Annotated in this window: 10 protein-coding genes and 2 pseudogenes; 10 read left to right on the forward strand and 2 right to left on the reverse strand. The window is 51.3% G+C overall.

Annotated features, from left to right (window positions below; genetic code table 11):
* The first annotated feature begins 70 nt into the window (after window positions 1–70).
* The 4 genes from OGY19_RS22760 to OGY19_RS22775 all read left to right on the forward strand — a co-directional run bounded on the left by OGY19_RS22760 (window position 71) and on the right by OGY19_RS22775 (window position 6,358).
* The gene (locus tag OGY19_RS22760; RefSeq protein ID WP_048212366.1) at window positions 71–1,453 is read left to right on the forward strand and encodes an efflux transporter outer membrane subunit; all 1,383 of its coding nucleotides are present in this window, start codon (window positions 71–73) and stop codon (window positions 1,451–1,453) included.
* 32 nt (window positions 1,454–1,485) lie between these two features.
* Window positions 1,486–1,833: a cation efflux system protein CusF gene (gene cusF, locus OGY19_RS22765; RefSeq protein ID WP_061067467.1), complete on the forward strand. Its 348-nt coding sequence runs from the start codon at window positions 1,486–1,488 to the stop codon at window positions 1,831–1,833.
* Between the two features lie 77 nt (window positions 1,834–1,910).
* Window positions 1,911–3,203 carry an efflux RND transporter periplasmic adaptor subunit gene (locus tag OGY19_RS22770; RefSeq protein WP_115600801.1) on the forward strand — a complete coding sequence of 431 codons (1,293 nt, stop codon included), beginning with the start codon at window positions 1,911–1,913 and terminating at the stop codon, window positions 3,201–3,203.
* Between the two features lie 11 nt (window positions 3,204–3,214).
* Window positions 3,215–6,358 (forward strand): CusA/CzcA family heavy metal efflux RND transporter, encoded by a 3,144-nt coding sequence (locus OGY19_RS22775; RefSeq protein WP_115600800.1) that lies wholly within the window; start codon window positions 3,215–3,217, stop codon window positions 6,356–6,358.
* 40 nt (window positions 6,359–6,398) lie between these two features.
* Here the strand turns inward: OGY19_RS22775 and rclR are convergent, their stop codons facing one another.
* The gene (gene rclR, locus OGY19_RS22780; protein ID WP_048212362.1) at window positions 6,399–7,253 is read right to left on the reverse strand and encodes a reactive chlorine-specific transcriptional regulator RclR; all 855 of its coding nucleotides are present in this window, start codon (window positions 7,251–7,253) and stop codon (window positions 6,399–6,401) included.
* A 236-nt stretch (window positions 7,254–7,489) separates the two neighbouring features.
* Between rclR and rclA the strand changes: the two genes are divergently transcribed.
* The 6 genes and pseudogenes from rclA to OGY19_RS22810 all read left to right on the forward strand — a co-directional run bounded on the left by rclA (window position 7,490) and on the right by OGY19_RS22810 (window position 12,072).
* The gene (gene rclA, locus OGY19_RS22785) at window positions 7,490–8,815 is read left to right on the forward strand and encodes a reactive chlorine resistance oxidoreductase RclA (RefSeq protein ID WP_115600799.1); all 1,326 of its coding nucleotides are present in this window, start codon (window positions 7,490–7,492) and stop codon (window positions 8,813–8,815) included.
* Window positions 8,816–8,865: 50 nt separating this feature from the next.
* Window positions 8,866–9,015, forward strand: a pseudogene (locus OGY19_RS22790) (YdgH/BhsA/McbA-like domain containing protein); the annotation flags it as partial.
* Between the two features lie 65 nt (window positions 9,016–9,080).
* Window positions 9,081–9,320: pseudogene (locus tag OGY19_RS22795) on the forward strand (DUF417 family protein); the annotation flags it as partial.
* 583 nt (window positions 9,321–9,903) lie between these two features.
* Window positions 9,904–10,599, forward strand: coding sequence for a flagellar brake protein (locus tag OGY19_RS22800; RefSeq protein ID WP_061067471.1), 696 nt, complete (start codon window positions 9,904–9,906; stop codon window positions 10,597–10,599).
* 21 nt (window positions 10,600–10,620) lie between these two features.
* The gene (locus tag OGY19_RS22805; protein WP_170927356.1) at window positions 10,621–11,202 is read left to right on the forward strand and encodes a helix-turn-helix transcriptional regulator; all 582 of its coding nucleotides are present in this window, start codon (window positions 10,621–10,623) and stop codon (window positions 11,200–11,202) included.
* A 102-nt stretch (window positions 11,203–11,304) separates the two neighbouring features.
* Window positions 11,305–12,072 (forward strand): putative bifunctional diguanylate cyclase/phosphodiesterase, encoded by a 768-nt coding sequence (locus OGY19_RS22810; RefSeq protein ID WP_048212357.1) that lies wholly within the window; start codon window positions 11,305–11,307, stop codon window positions 12,070–12,072.
* A gap of 194 nt (window positions 12,073–12,266) precedes the next feature.
* On the opposite strand, the gene OGY19_RS22815 is transcribed toward OGY19_RS22810, so the two are convergent.
* On the reverse strand, window positions 12,267–21,599 hold the full coding sequence (locus tag OGY19_RS22815; protein WP_286597255.1) for an autotransporter outer membrane beta-barrel domain-containing protein: 9,333 nt from the start codon (window positions 21,597–21,599) through the stop codon (window positions 12,267–12,269).
* Window positions 21,600–21,660: the final 61 nt, after the last annotated feature.

A 21,660-nucleotide genomic window follows, 5' to 3' on the forward strand; every position in this document is an offset into this window, starting at 1 on the left:
AAACAGAGTCATTCAGGTATAAATTCACACATCTTTTATGGTTATCAGTCCGGTCTGGACGAGAAGAACTATGTACAAATTTAAGCTTCTTACCCTCAGCGCTATTTTTGTTCTGGCTGGCTGCTCGTTGGCTCCGGACTATCAACGTCCGGCATTGCCGGTTCCGCAGCAATTCTCCTTAAGTCAGCACACGCTGGTTTCGGCCCCGACGGGATATCAGGATACGGGCTGGCGTAACTTTTTTGTTGACTCCCAGGTGAAGGCGTTGATTGGTGAGGCGCTGGTCAATAACCGTGATTTACGCATGGCGGTACTGAAGGTTCAGGAAGCGAAAGCGCAATACGGTGTGACGGATGCCGATCGTTACCCACAGCTTAACGCTGGCTCCAGCGGTACCTATAGCGGGAAATTAAAAGGCGATAGCAGCACCAACCGGGAATTTGAAGCGGGACTGAATCTCAGTTTCGATCTGGATTTCTTTGGACGACTGAAAAATATGAGTGAAGCCGATCGGCAGAATTTTTTCGCCAGTGAAGAAGCGCGTCGAATGGTGCATATCTCATTAATTTCTAACGTGGCGCAAAGTTATTTCAACCAGCGTCTGGCTTATGCGCAACTGCAAATTGCCGAAGAAACGTTGCAAAACTACCAGCGCTCATATGCGTTTGTCGAGAAACAGTTGATGACCGGCAGTACGAACGTGCTGGCACTGGAGCAGGCTCGCGGCGTGATTGAAAGCACACGCAGCGATATTGCCAAACGTCAAGGCGAACTGGCGCAGGCGAACAACGCACTGCAGCTATTGCTGGGGACGTACGGAAAATTACCGGACGACCGCGTGCGCAGTCGCGGTGATATAAAACCCGTGACACTGCCCCCCGCACTCCCATCGCAAATATTATTGCAGCGCCCGGATATTATGGAGGCCGAACATGGATTGCTGGCGGCGAACGCCAATATTGGCGCTGCACGAGCCGCATTTTTCCCATCGATTACGCTGACCAGCTCTGTATCCAGCAGCAGTGGCGATCTCTCCAGCCTCTTTAATGCGGCCAGCGGCATGTGGAATTTTGTCCCGAAAATAGACATTCCGATCTTTAACGCTGGACGTAATCAGTCAAATCTCGATTTAGCAGAAATCCGCCAGCAGCAATCGGTGGTGAATTACGAGCAAAAAATTCAGAACGCATTTAAAGAAGTTGCGGATGCACTGGTGTTGCGTCAAAGCCTTGCCGATCAAATTACCGGACAACAGCGTTATCTGGACTCATTACAAATCACGCTGCAACGCGCTCGTGCACTCTATCAACATGGTGCGGTTAGTTATATCGAAGTACTGGACGCCGAGCGTTCTTTATTCACTACACAGCAATCGTTGCTCGACCTTAACTATGCCCAACAGGTTAATGAAATTAAGCTGTTTGCTGCCTTAGGCGGTGGCTGGGTTGAATGATCTTTAATCTTAAATTCTCAGGAGTATATTGCATGAAAACTACCGCTAAAGCCGCTTTGTTTACTGTGTTATCTGTAGTCATGTTTAACGCTCAGGCCAATGAACATCAGCATGGCGAGATGATGAATATGGCGCCTGCGGCCCAGCAGGAGCAAGTGATTAGTGCGACAGGCGTGATTGAATCTATTGATATGGATAGCAAAAAAGTCACGATTAAACATGAACCTATTCCCGCAGTGAACTGGCCGGCAATGACGATGCGTTTCACGCTGGTATCTGATACCAGGGCCGACGATATTCAGCCAGGCGATAAAGTTGCATTTACGTTTGTTCAGCAGGGAAATCTCTCTGTCTTACGCGATATTCACATCAGTAAATAACGGATCTCGCTGGTCTCTTTTATTCTTGCCCGGGTTTTCCTGGACACGGGCGAGACTATCGCGCAATGGAAATCACTATGGCGTCTTTAAATATTAAAAATACCGCGCTTATTCTCGGCAGCATGATTGTCGGCGGAATTATTTCTGTCGGTGTGTATACCTATTATTCATCCGCAAAAGTATCGGCCGATACCGGCGCTGCTCAAAAAAAAGAAGAGCGTAGAGTTTTATTCTGGTACGACCCCATGTATCCCAATACGCGTTTTGATAAACCGGGTAAATCTCCGTTTATGGATATGGATTTGATCCCGAAATATGCCGATGAAGAGACGGCGAGTACATCCGCACCGGGTGTGCGTATTGACCCGACACAGACTCAGAATCTGGGGCTAAAAACCGAACCCGTGCGCCGTGGGCCATTGCAATATGCACAAACTTTCCCGGCGAACGTCAGTTATAACGAATATCAATTTGTCATTGTCCAGGCGCGTTCGGCAGGCTTTATCGAGAAAGTTTATCCGCTGACTGTGGGCGACAAAATTAAGCAGGGCTCGCCGCTTATCGATCTGACAATTCCTGACTGGGTAGAAGCACAAAGTGAATATTTACTGCTGCGGGAAACGGGCGGCAGCGCGACGCAGGTTGAAGGTATTCTGGAGAGATTACGCCTGGCGGGAATGCCGGAGGCGGACATTCAACGCTTGAAAGCGACGCGGAAAATTCAGACCCGCTTTACCCTGAAGGCCCCTATTGATGGGGTGATTACCGCGTTTGATTTACGTACTGGTATGAACATCTCAAAAGATAATGTGGTCGCGAAAATTCAGGGAATGGATCCGGTTTGGGTCAGTGCTTCAGTCCCGGAATCTATCGCCTGGCTGATTAAAGACGCCTCGCAATTCACCATTACCGTACCTGCCTGGCCGGGTAAATCCTTCACCATTAGCAAATGGAGTATTTTGCCGAGTGTGGATTCCACGACGCGCACGCTCCAGCTTCGTCTACAGGTTGATAACCCGGATGAGGCCCTTAAGCCGGGAATGAATGCCTATCTGCAACTAAAAACGCAAAGCGAGCCGATGCTGCTGATCCCGTCTAAAGCGCTGATTGATACCGGTACCGAACAGCGGGTTATCACCGTCGATAATGAAGGACGATTTGTACCTAAGCAGGTAGCGGTATTCCATGAGTCTCAGGGGTTAACGGCCATTCGCTCTGGTTTGAGCGAAGGTGAAAACGTGGTGTCCAGCGGTCTGTTCCTGATCGATTCCGAAGCGAATATTTCTGGCGCCCTGGATCGTATGCGCGCCCAGGCAAACGGGACGCTCTCTGTACTCGCGATGCCAGCCCAGGCGACCCATTCACACTGAGGACATGATAAATGATTGAATGGATTATTCGCCGCTCGGTGGCAAACCGTTTCCTGGTGATGATGGGGGCGCTGTTTCTCAGCATCTGGGGCACCTGGACCATTGTGAATACGCCGGTTGACGCGCTGCCCGATCTCTCTGATGTGCAGGTGATCATCAAAACCAGTTATCCGGGGCAAGCGCCGCAAATTGTTGAAAATCAGGTGACCTATCCGCTGACCACCACCATGCTGTCGGTGCCGGGAGCGAAAACGGTGCGTGGTTTCTCGCAATTTGGCGACTCTTACGTATATGTCATTTTTGAAGACGGGACCGATCCTTATTGGGCGCGCTCCCGTGTCCTGGAATATCTCAACCAGGTGCAGGGGAAATTACCCGCTGGCGTCAGTGCTGAAATGGGACCAGATGCGACAGGGGTCGGCTGGATATTTGAATATGCGCTGGTGGATCGCAGCGGCAAACATGATCTTGCCCAATTACGTTCCCTGCAGGACTGGTTCTTAAAATATGAATTGAAAACTATCCCTAACGTGGCGGAAGTTGCCTCGGTGGGTGGTGTGGTCAAAGAGTACCAGGTTGTCATCGATCCGATGAAGCTGACGCAATATGGCATCAGTCTGGGTGAGGTGAAATCGGCGCTGGATGCCTCAAACCAGGAAGCCGGTGGTTCATCTGTCGAAATGGCAGAAGCGGAATATATGGTCCGCGCCAGTGGATATCTGCAGTCCCTTGATGACTTTAATAATATCGTGCTGAAAACTGGCACAGATGGCGTTCCGGTCTATCTGCGTGATGTTGCCCGCGTACAAATTGGGCCGGAAATGCGCCGCGGGATCGCCGAGCTGAATGGCGAAGGCGAAGTGGCAGGCGGCGTAGTGATCCTGCGCTCCGGTAAAAATGCGCGCGAGGTGATCTCCGCGGTTAAGGCTAAACTTGAAACGCTGAAGAGCAGTCTGCCGGAAGGCGTTGAAGTAGTTACAACATATGATCGCAGTCAACTGATCGATCGCGCGATTGATAACCTGAGCCACAAGCTGCTGGAAGAGTTTATCGTTGTGGCGCTGGTGTGCGCGCTGTTCCTGTGGCATATCCGCTCGGCGCTGGTGGCCATTATTTCTCTGCCGCTGGGACTGTGTATCGCGTTTATCGTGATGCATTTCCAGGGACTGAACGCCAACATTATGTCGCTTGGGGGGATAGCCATCGCGGTCGGGGCGATGGTCGATGCCGCAATCGTGATGATTGAGAACGCGCATAAGCGGCTGGAAGAGTGGGGGCATCAGCATCCGGGTGAAACGCTGGATAACGAAACTCGCTGGAAAGTCATCACCAACGCCTCGGTGGAAGTCGGTCCGGCGCTGTTCATTAGCTTACTGATTATCACGCTGTCGTTTATCCCTATCTTCACCCTTGAAGGGCAGGAAGGGCGGTTGTTTGGTCCGCTGGCGTTTACCAAAACCTACGCTATGGCAGGTGCTGCGTTTCTGGCCATTGTGGTGATCCCGATCCTGATGGGATTTTGGATCCGTGGCAAGATCCCGGCGGAAAGCAGCAACCCGCTTAACCGTTTCCTGATTCGTCTTTACCACCCGTTATTGTTGAAAGTGCTGCACTGGCCGAAAACGACCCTGCTGGTGGCGGTGCTGTCGATCCTGACCGTCATCTTCCCGCTGAATAAGGTTGGGGGCGAATTCCTACCGCAGATTAACGAAGGCGATCTGTTGTATATGCCTTCAACCTTGCCGGGGATTTCCGCAGTGCAGGCGGCAGATATGCTGCAAAAAACCGATAAGCTCATCATGACGGTTCCTGAAGTGGCGCGCGTGTTTGGTAAAACCGGTAAAGCTGAAACGGCGACCGACTCCGCGCCGTTGGAAATGGTGGAAACCACCATCCAACTGAAGCCGCAGGATCAGTGGCGTCCGGGGATGACGATGGACAAAATCATTGAGGAACTGGACAAAACCGTTCGTTTACCGGGGCTGGCGAATCTGTGGGTCCCGCCAATTCGTAACCGTATCGATATGCTCTCTACGGGGATTAAAAGTCCTATCGGTATTAAGGTTTCGGGTACCGTGTTGTCGGATATTGACGCCACGGCAGAGCAAATCGAAGAAGTCGCAAGAACGGTGCCTGGCGTGGCATCCGCATTGGCTGAACGTCTGGTCGGCGGACGTTATCTTAGCGTAGATATTCATCGTGAAAAGGCCGCCCGTTATGGGATGACCGTCGGCGATGTGCAACTGTTTATCACCTCAGCGGTAGGCGGTGCCATGGTAAGTGAAACGGTTGAAGGTATCGCCCGCTATCCGATCAATCTGCGTTATCCACAAAGCTATCGCGATAGCCCGGAAACGCTACGGCATCTGCCGATACTGACGCCAATGAAACAGCAAATCACGCTGGCTGATGTTGCAGATGTGCAGGTGGTTTCGGGGCCGTCGATGTTGAAAACCGAGAACGCGCGGCCAACCAGTTGGATCTATATTGATGCCCGCGATCGCGACATGGTGTCGGTGGTGAACGATCTGAAAAAAGCGATTGCTGAAAACGTCCAGCTAAAACCGGGAACCAGCGTGGCATTCTCCGGGCAGTTTGAACTGCTTGAGCGCGCCAGCCACAAGCTTAAACTGATGGTGCCGATGACGCTGATGATTATCTTCGTGCTGCTGTATCTGGCATTCCGTCGTTTTGGCGAAGCACTGTTGATTATCACCAGTGTGCCCTTTGCGTTGGTAGGCGGAATTTGGTTTCTCTACTGGATGGGATTCCATATGTCGGTCGCGACCGGGACAGGATTCATCGCACTGGCAGGCGTGGCTGCCGAATTTGGCGTGGTGATGCTGATGTACCTGCGCCACGCCATTGAAGCAGAGCCTGCGCTGGAAAACCCGCAAACCTTTACCGTAGATAAACTGGATGAGGCGTTGTACCACGGAGCGGTACTGCGTGTGCGTCCTAAAGCAATGACTGTCGCGGTCATCATTGCGGGTCTGCTGCCGATTTTATGGGGAACGGGAGCCGGGTCTGAAGTCATGAGTCGTATCGCTGCACCGATGATTGGCGGCATGATCACGGCACCTTTGCTGTCACTGTTCATCATTCCGGCAGCGTATAAGCTGATGTGGCTACACAGGCATCGCACCCAGAAATAGCCCCTGGTAGCGCTCGCCTTCAATCCTTTGAAGGTGGGCGCTATGATTCCAGCGCCTTCACCCGTTTACGGTACTCACCAGGCGTACAGCCGAATTCACGCAGAAAAACTTTGTGAAAAGATGACTCACTGGCATATCCCACCGATTCGGCAATCACGACCAACGGCTGGGCGCCGCGCGACAGCATCTGGGCGGCGAATTGCAGACGCAATGTAGTGAGTACGGCGAGCGGCGTGGAGTTTGAAACCTCGCGAAACAGTTGAGCAAAACTGGCCCGGGACATATGCGCGCGCTGCGCCAGTTCTTCAACACTCCAGGGATGTGCGGGTGATTCCAGCATCTGGAACACCACCGCTCCCAGTCGGGGATGTAATAGCAGATTCAACACATTTTTGGCAGGGGGGGCCTGAGATAACCATTCGCGAACGGCAAGCGTGAACAGCGTGGCGCATTGCTGGCTGCACACAACGTTGGAACCGGGCAGCATGCTCAATGATTCCTGCTGCATCAGCCCGATCATCGCCTTAAGCCAGTGGTAAACGGGGCTATTTTCGCCAGGTGCCAGCAGCAAAACTTCCGGCAGCGCGGTTAAAAAATAGCGGGAGGATGTCTGTAGTTGCAGACTTCCGCAGACAATATGCGTTTGCTCCTCACCTGACTGGCACAACCGATGCGCGGAGTTTTGCGGCAAGATGACTACCGTACCAGGACGCAGTGTATAAGTGTTGCCATCAGGCATCTCCAGTAAAGCGCTACCCTGGGTTACCGTATGCCAGCGGATCACGGATAACTCACCTGCTGCATGAGGGAGTTGCCAGTCTCTGCTCAATACGCAGTTTTGATCAATAGAACCCTGCGGATCGTTAAGCATTAGCAAGCGGCTAAGTGCATCCATAAAGACTCCTGAACAATTTTTATTGTTGTTGATAGAACCGTAATTATCGCTATATTTTTACATTAAATTAATTTTATCAAATAGTTACTTTTTTTTTCGTTTGGCGGGTTTTTAGTTTTTATTATTTGGTCTTAGACGATTGAACAAAAAAATGCGCGTTATGGATATGCTGGCCTGACAGGGCACTGCCTATAATCCAGAGTAACAAATGAACAATGACTTTGCGGAGAGGCAGCATGAAACAATATCAGGCGATCATTATTGGATTTGGCAAAGCAGGTAAGACGCTGGCGGCTACGCTGGCAAAGACGGGCTGGCGGGTAGCAATTATTGAGCAATCCAACACCATGTATGGCGGAACATGCATTAATATCGGCTGTATTCCAACCAAAACCCTGGTACACGATGCTGAGCTGCAGCATGACTTTGCAACTGCGATGCAGCGTAAGGCTTCCGTGGTCAGTTTTCTGCGCGATAAAAACTTCCATAATCTGGCCAATCTGGAAAATGTGGACGTGATTGAAGGGCGTGCTGAATTTGTCGACAACCATACCGTGCGGGTAATGCAGTCGACAGGAACGCTTGAGCTGAGCGGTGAGAAGATTTTTATTAATACCGGTGCACAGTCGACGATTCCGGATATTGAGGGATTATCCAGTACGCCGGGCGTCTTTGACAGCACCGGGTTGCTGAATTTGACCCAACGCCCACAGCGCCTGGGTATCCTGGGGGGTGGCTATATCGGCGTTGAGTTCGCGTCGATGTTTGCCAACTTCGGCAGTCAGGTCACTATTTTTGAGGCTGCACCGCTGTTTTTGCCCCGCGAGGACCGGGATATCGCCGATGCGATCGCTGATATTTTACGCGATAAAGGCGTAGAGCTGATCCTCAATGCTAAGGTGCAGTTGGTTTCGTCTCATGATGGCGCGGTGCAGCTACAGATGCCGGAAGGGGAACAGGTTGTTGACGCACTGTTGGTCGCATCAGGCCGCAAGCCGGCGACGGAACAACTGCAACTGAAAAAAGCCGGTGTCGATGTGAACGATCGTGGCAGCATTATTGTGAATAAATATTTGCGGACGTCGGCGGATAACATCTGGGCTATGGGAGATGTAACAGGGGGGCTGCAATTTACCTATATCTCACTGGACGACTTCCGTATTGTGCGTGATGGCCTGTTAGGCGAAGGGGTGAGAAACACCGGCGATCGGCAAAATGTGCCATATTCCGTCTTTATGACACCACCACTTTCCCGCGTGGGGATGACAGAAGAGCAGGCCCGTGCCAGCGGTGCGGCGGTACAGGTGGTGACGCTTCCCGTCGCTGCGATTCCACGGGCGCGAGTCATGGATGATACGCGTGGTGTACTTAAAGCTGTGGTGGACACGGATACGCAGCAGATATTAGGTGTCTCACTGCTGTGTGTGGATTCGCATGAGATGATTAATATCATTAAAACTGTGATGGATGCCGGGTTACCTTATACCGTGTTGCGTGACCAAATATTTACCCATCCAAGTATGAGTGAGTCATTAAACGATCTGTTTTCTCTCGTTCAATAATAAATATAGAGTCTGCATCTTTGCCCCACCTGTGTGGGGGTTTTTTGGCCCACGTCAGTGTATCCGCTGTTTCAGCGGCACCTTCTGATGTCGAAGAGGACATTGCTAAACTGGCGCAAGAAAAGCTGGCATCATCATGGAAAATTACTTCGATGAGAATTGATAGCAGTACTTATGTCACTGCAATTTTGTACAAGTAGGATTGCCATCATGGAAAAATATCTTCGTTTACTGGGGCAGGGGGATCGAATTGGATTAACCTTGACCGATTAGCCGTTGGTCAGGATTGATGGGGGAAATTCTGGCATTTGCAACGCCGGTGGTCACCTTGTTGCTTTTAATTACCACACCAGAAGTATGGGTTATGCCATTGGGTGATTTACACTACGGCTTTCCGTATTTATCGGGGGCGGGACGTCTGGTGCTAAAAAACACGTTAATGTTGGCTGGGGCAGTGATGATAATTGCTGATTCTGCCCGGGCAATCGTTAAACAACGGTATTGAATTTTTAACGCTGTACCCTCTGTAAGAGAGTTTGCCACTCTAATTTAATTCGGTATTTACCGGGGCCAGCATCATGCTGGCCTTTTTATCACTTAAGTTAAATTACGATTAATATACCTGAATGATACATTCATTCCTGTGAAATGAGACGTCATGGTATTGGTATCAGTTGGCTAATGACCACCTGCTGGATATTGTGCCTATAGGTTCAGCCCCCCCGTCCACGCTCTGTATTGTCAACTCCTTAGTTTTACAGCATTTTTTCTATTTTATTTCTATGCGATTATTGCTATTTATTATCTCAAAATCGCATTTTGAAAAGTCTTGTTATTCGCTTTTGTTATAGCTATTGCGTAGGTTTGCATGGTTTTAGGCATGGCTTAAGCTAAAATTAATTCTGATTAAATGTTTTTACGTATCAATAAATGACGAAAGATAGTTAAAAACTTAAGTTTTAATCAACTGTTCGACATGGAATCCACTATGGTAATTAGGCACCAGGGGTGGATGCTGATCTCGCGTTTTTGTCTGTCATCAGACCGGGGCCGAGACATATCTTAAATATGGAAATAAGGGTTTTAGAATGAACTTTGGATTAGCAAAGGACAACAAGTTTGAGATCATCGCTATCCTTCGTGAAGAGCTGCATAAGAAGACGAAGCTGGAAGTTTTATGTGAAAACACCAGCGTCATCACGCAGTTAGAAAGGATCGATTTCGAACGCTTTGTGGTCACCGGTCATGAAGACATCATTCCTGAAAAGATCCAATACTTTATCCTGCACAGTGACAGCGGGATTATAAAATTTAGCGCCAGATTTGAAGCCACCCCATCAACAGGTGCTGAGGCAGGATTATCCTACCTCATCCCGGATATGATTTTCTTTGCCCAACAGCGACAGAATCAGCGGTTTTCTTTTCTGAAGGGGTTCGATTTTTTCTGTTTTGGTCGTTACAAAAACGGAGAGAACTACTCACTTAAGATTAAAAACATCTCTCAGGGTGGTTGTGCGTTAATCGCTAAAGATGTTAATGCCCGTTTTCTTTACAAGGATGCAGTGATTAAAAATGCTGCTCTGGATTTTGATACGTTCGGCAGTTTTCAGCTTGATCTAAAAGTCATTGATGTCGTCGCGATCAACGAATTTGATGAGGATAATCAATTGTATTCCTGTCATCAGGTTTCTTGCGAGTTCGATTTTAAGAACCGTCGTGAAGAGGCTGAAGTTGAGAAAACCATTATTAAATTTTTAATGAGTAATAAAATTAGAAGCTTATAAGGAGCGGTGAACAGGATGTTGATGTGTGGCAGTGATAATTTTGTGGGCAACGGTATGTTTGCCTACCTGACAAGCAAACATGTGCCGATAAAAACATTCCAGTTTGAGGATATGTTGCAGCAGTCGTCATTATGCCAGCATCAGACAATGGTTTTTAATATCATTAACAATGAACAGCCTTGTTCTGCCATTGTGCAGTTTTTGAATAAAAACCGGTTCAAGTTTTATAATAGCGTTGTCGTTATCGTTGCTGATAGTTTGGTGGCGAAATTATGTGTTGAATTATTATACGTTGAAAAAACCATAGTATTGACTGAGAAATCCTCATTGCGTGATTTTGCTCAGTTGGCTACGTTGTCGGTCGGGAAATGGAATCCCCGACTGTATCGTTCGCAGAAGAGATTGACGGAAAGAGAACAACAAATCCTCAATCTATTGGTAAGTGGTTATTCTGCCAAGGAAATCTCTGAGTTGGTTAGTCTGAACTATAAGACTATTCAGGCGCATAAGATGAGAGTTGTCGCCAAGCTGGGACTGACTAATACCTCTGATCTGAATAAACTGATTGTCAGATTTACCCACAGCATGTCTTTTTTACCCTAACCTGGCTATTCTTTTCTGATGTAACGCATTTAACAGCAGGTACAACTCGGGAGTGACTTTGACTGGTTTTTAATTTATATGATTTGTAGAGGGAGAGGGGGAATGTTTAATTCCGATGAGGTGCTCACCGCGCTTGAAAAGGCATTGAATACCAGTCAACTTTATATGGTTTATCAGCCTATTTTTAATTTACATACCGAGTGTATTAGCGGATTTGAAGCATTAATGCGGTGGAACAGCCCTCAGATGGGTATGATTTCTCCTGATGTATTTATTACGTTACTGGAAGACAGCGGCAATATATTTTCAATTGAAGATATGGTTGCCAGCCCGCCGTGGAATGTTGCGAGTACCTGGCCCGAACCTCTTGTATTATCAGTAAATATTTCTGCGCTTGAATTCTGCGATCCTCTTTTACCTCAACGAATCAGACAAAACCTGGCCGCTTCCGGCCTTCCGGTTCATCGCTGCCAGATTGAAGTAACGGAAACATCGCCGCTGTGTGACAGCCAAATAGCGGCGAAAAATATGACGGAACTGAAGGCTATCGGGGTCAAGTTAGCGCTTGATGATTTTGGTACCGGGCACGCTAATCTTAATTATCTGTTGAAATATCCTTTTGATACCTTAAAAATTGATAAAGAGTTTGTCACCGAAATAGAGCCCGACACTAAATCGACAAGGATTATTGAGGGTATCATTTCTTTAGCGCACAATTTTGGCATTGAAGTCCTGGCCGAAGGGGTTGAAACCCAGTCTCAACTTGATCGCCTGACGCAGATTGGCTGTGACAAAATTCAAGGCTTCTTCATTTCTCCCCCGGTGTTGGCAGAAGAGATTCCTTCACTCTTAGCGCAATATAGCCGTTAATCTCATCCCTCTTTGTTGTTCCCCTTAGTCTGAATTCTTTCGCGTTGTCGGGTGGCGGCGCCTGTGCCTTATCCGACCTGCAAGAACGAACACTAATCCGTAGGCGTGATAAGTGCAGCGTTTCAGGCAGCGCTGTATTCTGGAGTGACAAAAAAAGCCCCCTGTGAACAGGGGGCTTGCGAGTTTATGCCTGCTTAAAACGATTTCTTAAAGCCAATCGACGCATTGACCGGGGCTTCAACCTGCGATTTATTGCTGCCGTTGCTGAACTGTGTCCCCAGTTCGCCGTAGACCTGCAGATTTCGGTCGATAGACCATGACAGACCCGCTGCAACCTCGGTGCTGGAGTACTGCTGTGAAGATTCCAGCGTGGTGGTGGCGACCGCGTTGCTGAAGTGCGTTTTATCTTTGGAACCCAGACCCTGCCAGACGTTTACCCGGCCGTACGGCTGGAACTTGCCATGGTTGGTGTCGTAGTCCGCGACCAGACGCACGCCCAGACGCGCGGTAAACGAATCGGCGGTATCCATTTTCACTTTCGTTTGGGTCACACCATCCAGCGTGCTGTTATCAAAGTTGCTGTACTGATAGATCAACTGGGCCTGCGGTTCCAGGCTCCATGCGCTGGCACCTAAACGGAATGCTTTACCCACTTCAGTTGAGGCCGTCAGCGTATTGCCTTTGACGGTGTAAGAGCCGTTGTTACCCGATGCTGACAGGCGGGATTTATGGTTCCCGTATTGCAGCACGTTATCGACATACATACCGTCACCAGAGAACCAGGTAGCATAACCGCCAACGTAAAATGCGTTGTCGTCGATGTTGCCGCCTTTGCCGTTGCTGCCCGTTTTACTGCCTTTTACATTGCTGTCGATATCCAGAATGCTGGTATACATACCGGCTTTCCAGCTTTCATTGGCGTACATATCGACGCCGACCTGAATACCCATGGTATGGGAACTGGTTTGCGTACCGGCTGCATCATCCAGTTTGGTTTTACCGGAATAACCAATCATTCTCGCCCAGGCGCGATTGTCTTCATCAATACCCGGTTTAACCTCATCACCCATACGCTGGTGCATGTTGCCCAACAGACTGATGTCCCCCTGGCGAACCACGCTGGCGAGACCGGAATACAGCATGGTTTCCGGACGATATTCACTCCTCAGGTACCAGTTTTCGCCCTGGCCCTGAGCGTTTCCGGCGTGGAGCTGATACTCAAAGGCACCCGCAGCCATACGTTCAGCGACAAGATGGAAGGCATCCCGCGACGTTTGCGCCGTCGTCGTTGCACCGTTGAGCGCCGTGACCACTTCGATACCGTCACCCACGGTCGGTGCGCCAAGGCCGGAGCCGTCGACATCCAGCAGCGTGCTTCCGCTGGCTTTACCGCCATCAATAATCAGTCGGTCAGCAATACCTGTGCCGCCGGCATTCTGCCGGGCAGCCATGTTGATAGTGCCTTGTTCGCCGCTGTAATCCCCTTTAACCGTTAAGGTTGTGCCTGGTTGCTGGCCGGTGAGCGACACATCGCCACCGTTGCTCAGCCCTGCGACTGTCTGGCTATAACCCTGGGTATTCAGGGTGGTGCCCGCGACAACATAGTGGTGCGAGGCGGCGCTCAGAGTATTGGTATCACCGGCTTGCAATACCCCGCTGGTGATGAGCGTTGCACCGCTGTAGCTGTTTTGGCCTTGCAGCTCCGTTGTACCGCTACCGGTCTGATGCAGTTGGCCTGCACCACTGATGTTTCCGCTTAACGCCAACGTATCGGCGCGATTAACGTTGAGCACGCCGTTATCAACGATATCCCCTTCAATACTCCCTATCGTACCGCCCGTGCCGAGCTGCAATACACCTTGTTCGATGGTGGTGCCGCCGGTATAGGTGTTATCCAGCGTCAGCGTCAGTGAACCTTTACCGGTTTTGGTCAGTTGACCGTTACCTTCGACTTCCGTCAGCAGGGACACATCATGTCCGTTGGTGTCGAATGTCCCACCACCAGATTCCAGCGTCACCTGACGGGCGGTATCAAACGCTTCACCATATTTCAGCGTACCGCCGTTAAAGGTGATTCCGGTCTCTGCTGCGCCGAGGTTGGTATCGCCTGCAACCTGAAGCGTCCCTGACGTGATAGTCGTGCCGCCGCTGTAGGTGTTGTTGCCCGTCAGAATTAACGTACCGAGGTCGCCTTTATTCAGACCACCGGTACCGCGGATCACGCTGTCAATGGTTGCGGTGTAGTTGACGCCATCGACCGTACCATCACCGACGCGAATCAACGTATTGGCGGTATCGGTAGTAATGGCTTCACCGCCGACGCGATAACCATCGGTAGCGAACTGCGCGCCGCTGATGATGACATCGCCTTTACTGTTATCGACGGTCACATTACCGGCTTCCCCCTGGAAGACGGCAAATGCGGCATCGGTAAACGGTGCATTCAGCGCGCCTTCTGGTGTCGATTCATCGGTGGTCCAGTTGTCGTTCCCCTGGCTGGATTGCCAGATACCGTCGCCGCCGTTGATGACGCCGTTATTTTTCAGCTCGCCATTCTCACCGCCGGTGCCGTCCCAGAAGCGCAGCGTCAGTCCGGCATGGTTGACCAGGTTGACCTGATTTTTCACCGATGTTTGTACATACAGGCTGTCAGCCGCTTCCGGCGCGTTAGCAATATCCATCACATTGTTAGTCAATGTGCCGGTGTAGTTGATGACGCGATAGACACCAACATCAAAGCTACCGCCCGGTGAGGTTTCAATGTTGAGCTTACCGTCGAGCGTCAGGGAGCCATTCACGTCGATCAGGTCGTTGAAAGCACCGCCCGGGGTATAAGCCTGACCAAACTGATAATCCAGTTGGGCGTTATCGCTCAGCGTCAGTGAACCGGTGGTCAGTTTGCCCACGCTGTTGATGGCGGCACCGGCGGTAATATGACCGTCGTCCAGCACATCAACCGCGCCGCCGATAATACCGTTTCCACCGAGGGTGGCACCCGATTTCACTGTGACCTGTCCGGTAGAAGCAGATTGATTGCCGTTGACCAGCAACACACCCTCATTGACATCCGTGATACCGGTGTAGGTGTTGTCGCCTGTCAGGATTAACGTACCGTTACCCACTTTCACCAGGCTGCCGTCGTTGCCGCTGATAATGCCGCTGATGGTGTCTGGAAGGTGTAGATTCCCCAGCGACAGTTGCTTATTACCCAGTTCGACATTACCCGCACCGGACAATGAACCGATGGAAGTCTTGCTGTTGACTGCGCTGACATCTACCAGACCGCCTGCAAGGTTAACCACGCGGGTATTTTCTGCCATCGCCTCATCGGCCATGGTCATCAGCCCACTGTTGGTCACCATGGCATTCCCGCCGCTGGCATTGTCTTCCAGCGCCAGCGTGCTGTCTTTTGCCACGCTGACCGTCGCGTCACCGGCTGTTGCATTGTTTGAGAGTACGGCTTTGGCTTTACCTGTCAGATTCAGTTTGGCACTGGCTGCTGTGACGGTATCGGCCAGCGTTAACAGGCTGTCGGCAATGTTCATGGTCAGTGATTGCAGACGGGTGTCTGCGCCGCTGACGTTGAGCGTTGCCCCATTATTAACCGTGATGGTGCTGCTCTCGTTGCTGCCGAACACGCCGGTTTTGCTGGCATTGACCGTCACATTGTTGCTATTACCGGTACCGGCAATTTCTGTGTCGCCTTTGTAGCTGTTGGTACGGTCGAGCGTCAGAATACTGCCGGCATCGCTTGAGCTACTGGTGACTTTCAGTTTGCCATCACCGGTAATCTCCCCGGTCGGCGTGAAGTGGTGCGAATTGAGATCGAATACGGCCGCATTAGCATTGGCGCCCAGCTCGATGGTGCGATTGCTGGTCAAATCCGCGCCTAATTGCAGCGTCGAGGCGTTGTTAATCGCCAAATCGGTTCCGCTCTGTCCGAGGTTGTTGTCGGAGGAGATCTGCAACGTGCCGCTATCAATGCGCGTACCGCCACGATACGCGTTATCACCACTGAGGATCAGGCGACCGAGGTCGGTTTTCACCAGTGTCAGTTTGTCGTTGGTGCTGGCTTCACGGATGACGGACTCAATGGTCGCGGTATAGTTTTGCCCCGCGCCACCGGCTCCGACGCGCAGCATCAGCTCACCGGTTCCCGGCGTCTGGCCTGCGTGGGTCGCGCTTTCCGTGGTGGCATATGCGTTAAGTGCATTACCTTTTACGACATAGCCATCGGCATCAAACTGTGCCCCGGAGAAGTTAACCTCACCTGCAGCGTTATCCACGGTAACGGTACCGCCCTTGGTGGTGAAGACAGCAAAGGATTTCTGCGCCCACGGGGCGTTGCCCTCACCGGTGGATGTTGTCCAGTTGTTGTCGCCCTGAGCACCGATCGCCATCCATTTACCATCGCCACCGTCAATCTTGCTGTTGCCTTCGATGCCGGATGCACCATGGCTCTGATTGACGGTTGCACCGTCCCAGAACTGCAGGGTAACGCCGTTGGCGTTCACCAGGTTGACCTGTTTGTCGATAGAGGTCTGGACAAAGATGTTGCTCTTATCCTGAGTGTCCGGTACAGCACCTAACTCCAGCGTCTGGTTATTCAGCGTACCGCCATAGTTATAAATACGGTACACACCAGGCCCGAAATTCCCGCCCGATGACGTGGTGACATCCAGAGTCCCGTCCAGTTGCAGATCGCCTGTGACGTTAATCAGGTCATTCAGCTTACCGCCCGGCGTATAGGCCTGGCCCAGTTCGAAGGCGGAAGTCGTTTTGCTGCCAAGCTGCAGATTACCGTTAATGGATAACGTACCCGCACCGCCGTCACCAGCGCTAATCGTTGTGGCGTCGTTCATCAACACGTTGCCGCCGATAATGCCATTCCCACCCAGTGTGGAGGTGCCGCTGACGGTGGTTGCGCCACGTGCCGCGCTTTGATCGCCATTCACCAACAGCGTGCCATGGGTGACAGTTGTGTCGCCGGTATAGGTGTTGTTGCCGGTCAGACGGGTAATGCCGCCACCTATTTGCTGCAGTGCACCGATACCGGATATAACGCCGTTCAGCAGGACGTCGTTGGCGCGATTAATTGCCAGTATGCCGTTATCGATGATGTCAGATTCGGTGCTGACTTCGCCCGTGTTTCCGCCGGAACCTAACTGCAACGTACCTGTTTGCGCAATGGTGGTAGAGCCTGTGTAGCTGTTGTTGGCGGTAAAGACCGTGGTGCCGCCCGCCGCACGTTCAAACTTCCCGTCACCGCTGATAGTACCGTTATAGATTTGCGCCGCGGTGTTATCACCCTGGGTATCGAAGATAACCCTGCTGCCTGCGCCCTGGGTTGTGACATTGTAGTCGCCAATACTGGCGGCAGTACTGGTTGGCTCGACATGGTCGCCGGTGCGCAGCGTTGCACCATTGTTTACAGCAATAGTTTTGCTTGCCAGACTCAGGTTTTCAACGATGCGGACATCCGCGTTTGACCCGCTGAGTGTCAGCGAATCCCAGCCGGTGCCAATATTCGTGCCGGTAGTCAGGTTGTCGCTGACCAGCGTTCCAATCTTCGCATCTTTTGTATCGGTGAAGGTGAGGGCGTTGCCCGTACCGGCAGCGGTAATGATGTGGCGCGTGTTCTCCAGCGTCACATTGCCGATGTTGGCTTTATTGTTACCGCCAGTACCGGCGAAATTCACTTCACCGGCATAGGTGCCGCTACGCCAGTTGAAGGTGTCCATACCTTCACCGGTATTGATTACGCCGCTGGTGACACCGCCGCTGATATCAATGGTGTCATTGCCTTTACCAGACTGAATGGCCACCGCAGTGTCGGTGATGGCCTGCAGGGTGCCGGTGTTGGTAATGGCTTTACTGCTGTCACCGCTGGCGTCGATTACCGGGGAGGTGGTGCTGGCAGAGATAATCTTGCCACGGTTGGTTAACGCGCTGACGTTTTTCGCGATGATTGCCGAACCGCCAGCGCTGTCGTGTACGTTAATGTCGGCCTTGGTGTCGATGCGGCCATCAGTATTGGCGCGGATACCGCTGCCTTCACTGTTCAGTACCTCAATGGTATAGCCTGTGCCGATGTCCAGGTTACCCGTTGTCGCGCTCCCGTCGTGCTGCTCAAAAGCGAAGCCGGTACCTTTACCATTGACGTTAAGGATGTTGTTAAGCCCATTTTTCATGTTCAGGGCTACGCTGGTGCGGATCCCCGCGCCATCGTTGGAATCGATGGTCACATTTTGCAGTGTGATATTGGTGTTGTTAGCATCGTTTTGAATGCCTGCGCCCGTGCCATCAGCACGGATCTTCACATGCTGCGCTGACAGGTCGCCGGCTTTATCTGCCAGGCGAATGCCATCAGCAGTACCGTTGGTGGTAATGCTGTCGCCACTAATGCCGTTAATCTGCAGGCTGGCCCCTTCCGTCAGTAATACGCCAGCGGTGCCATCATCAACCTTAACCTGGCCCAGTTGATTAATTTGTGCACTGGCACCCGACGCGCGAACGCCGATGCCGTTGCTGACATGCAGGGCGCTGGAGGAGTTGTTGGTTAAGCTACCGCCTTGTTGAACGTCCACGCCGATACTGTCGATGCTGGCCAGATCGATAATTGATTTGGTATCGAGGATCAGGTTACCCAGATTTCTCGCTATATAGGCGATCACTTCATTGCCACTGGCTTCAGAGGTGATCTTCGCGTTTGAAGTAAGCGTAGTGCTGGTGGCATTACCCTCTGCGCTGCCATTCAACCGATGCGCCTGGCCATCAACCACCCCGGCAACGGTACGTTCACCTGTTAAATTAATGGTGGTTTTGTCGCTGATATTACCGCTGGCGCCGCCTTCGATGACCAGTGCTGCGGAATCGCTACCCTGCACGGTAAATGTGGCTTCACCAGTATCGACTTGACTGCCTGCACCGGTAGCGAGAACGCCAACGGAGTTCTTACCGCTGAGGGTAAGGTCAAGGTTGGAGCTGGCCTGGCCGCCAGGAGGGGTGGTGTTACCGGCCAGCAATGCGCCATTGGCGATACGGAAAATGGTGGTGCGATCCTGACCGTTGTCATTCATCACCGCCTGACCAATATTGGCGATCGCGTCTTTCCCATACAGATAATAGCCAATCTGATCGGTGTTGTTGAACACCGGGCTACTCAGGCTATCAACGTTAGCAATGGCGTTATCACGCACGTGTACGCCGATGTTCCCGGCTTTGTCCAGCGTAATGTTGGAGTAGACGTTGACCACGGCCTGACCTTTGGCGCCTCCTTCAGCCCAGATGGCGTAGTTACGATCGTTGATGCCACCCGTACCGCCCACGATAATAGAGCCTGTGGCACTGGTGGTTACTTCGGCATTTTTGTTATTGGCGCTGACGTGGATCCCCACGTTATTCGTGCCGTTGACGTTAATCTTGCCGTCGTTGCGGATTTCCTGATTATTTTCCGTGCCGCTGTCACGCACGGAGATACCGTAGTTCTTGTTGTTCCCCGCATCCCCATTACCATTGATGACGATGTTGCCCGTATTCAGTACGTTGCCTGTTGCGTTGCCGATCAAAATTCCTGCCGCGTTACTGACACCGGTGCCCAACGTGATGAGACCGTTGTTAATAACCTCTTTGGCGCTTTTGGTCATAATTCCGGCGCTCAGGCTGGCACCACCTGGCATGATGACATCCTGGGTCAGGTTACTTGCGTCACGACCAAGGTAAATAGCGGCATCAGCACTGTTGGTAAAGGTCGCATTTCCCGCGACTTCCACGCCAAAGGCGGTGCCGTCACCGTAAGATGCACCGTTTTTACGTCCGTCGACGACGTTAATATTGCCGTTATTGACACCTTTTGCCTCGCCGGACAACTGCATACCAATAGCCAACGTCAGCGAAGTATCAGGTTTATCCTTGCTCCAGGGATCGGCGGCAGATGCGGTGCCGAAGTTATCGGTGGTGATCGCCTGGTTGATGGTGCCTTCGTTGGTGATAACGCTGGTACCTTGTCCCTGCATACCGAATGCGCCGTAGCTGTTAACGTTCTGATTACCATCTTTATCAATGAACAGACCTGAGTTGATAGTCCCGCGGTTGGTTGCCTCGGCGTTTTGCGCCAACATGCCAATCGCCAGGCTTTGCCCGCCAGAACTGCGTAGCGCGTTCAGCTCGCCGAGGTTGTTGATAACCCCACCGTCAATGGCTTTCATGACGCCATTGATACTGCCGTCAACGGCAATTATCGCCTCTTTGTTCAGAGTACCGGTGGTGCCAGCGCCGTTGGCATAAATGGCATGCAACTCACCGCGGGCGGCAGTGGCGTTGTTGATATGTGACTTTCCATCGGTCCAGACTTTGTAGTCCCAGGTGAGTTCATCAGACGGCTGACTGGAATTAATTAAGCTATCGATATACCCGGCATACTTTGCTTGTGCTGCTGTGACGGTGGTGACCTCTTCAGCCTCCAGCCACAATTGGATTTGGCTGACCTTATCGCCATTGGCATTTTCTGCGGCGTCGGCACTTCTGCCCAACAGGAAGTCGTTAAAATCAGCCAACTCCTGCGTACTGGTAATGGTGAATGTGCGCACCCCGGTTTCGATAACCTTGCCATCTGCATCATAGCCATAAGTCATCAGCGACACATCATCGCCAAAGACAGAGGTTTGCGCTGAGCCGGTGAACGTTTGTGTGGGGATCACGGGTGCTGCGTTAAATTTTATATAGTTGTCAGACTGCCAGTTTACCTGGCTGTTGGCGCCTTGTGCTTCCAGTAAGGAGGAGTCTTTGGCCAGTAACTCGATGGTATTGGCTTTGTCGCGTACATTGAGCGTGTCATTACCTATGTTCAGGTTGGCCGTAGCACCATTGGTTGCCAGCGCGATACCAAACTGCTTATAGATTTCAGACCTGGTTGCATCATAAGTATTTAATACGGAATCGCCGATTTGCGATTTAGTAAGAAAGCGACTTAACACATTGGTATCATAGACCTTAATGGTTTCTGTGCCGTCCGGGAATGCCGGGTCAACCACCTCGAAGTTTTCGCTTTGAGAAGGCGTAGCCGATTGGTTATACGTCAGGTATTCCGCCAGCTCTTCTGCTGTGGTGATTGTTTTTGCACCCTGGCCTGGGCTGGTAGCCTGCAGCGTGATTTTTCCTGTTCGCAGTAACTCACTGATGGTGGTTGATTCTACAACGCCGCTTTGACCCGGATTAATCGTCGGGATTGCGCCGCTGATATTGAGTGTCTGACTGGTAGTATTATTTTCATATAAGAAGCCGTAGTCGTGGGGAACCTGATAAACGCCCGCAGAAATACCGTTCTGGAAGTCGTCAGAAATATTTCGATCGCCCGTAGTGGTAATCTGCGCAGCTGAGGCCATCATCGTAGCGCCACTTAATGCGCTGGCGGCCAGTACCGCAACAGTTTTACGTGAACTGCTTTTTTTCTTACCTCTGGTTAATTCAGAGACGACAACCCAGATGCCGAGTGCCGCGTTCCAAATAATGCTGTAAACCTTATTCATATATAACCCTCGTTTACATTCCTGTTATGTATGTGTTAATGCGTTGAGTTGTTGGCGATGG

The organism is Citrobacter sp. Cy070 (genome assembly GCF_030332245.1).
GTDB classification, from domain to species: Bacteria; Pseudomonadota; Gammaproteobacteria; order Enterobacterales; family Enterobacteriaceae; genus Citrobacter; species Citrobacter youngae.